1 protein-coding gene is annotated in these 296 nt (G+C 39.2%); it reads right to left on the bottom strand.

What is annotated here, in order from left to right:
- Positions 1-296: hypothetical protein (locus tag KMS84_RS44425; protein ID WP_256921545.1), on the bottom strand; the 296-nt coding region annotated here is incomplete at both ends.

Below are 296 nucleotides of genomic sequence, written 5' to 3'. Positions count from 1 at the left end.
ATGAATTCAGAGGGCTCCAGTTTCTTTGGCAATGTATCGTCATCCATAAACTTAACAACCTTTTTTTCACCGTCTTCAAAAAGCAGCCCGCCCGAAACTATCCATATCGGCTTTTCGCCTTTGTTAGTTATGCAAAGATAGATAAAATGTATATTTCCATTTTCTGTTCTTAGATTAGTGTCGAGGACAACCTTGCGCCTGTTTAAAAATGGTTGATAGAACAGGGCGACTAGAACTGCCAGAAATGTAGATATAGCGCTAATGGCATTCCAGTCAATCTTCGATAACTCAAAAGA

It is taken from the genome of Streptomyces hilarionis (assembly GCF_024539675.1).
Taxonomy (GTDB): Bacteria; Actinomycetota; Actinomycetes; order Streptomycetales; family Streptomycetaceae; genus Streptomyces; species Streptomyces hilarionis.
This window is presented reverse-complemented; position numbering and strand designations above follow the sequence as displayed.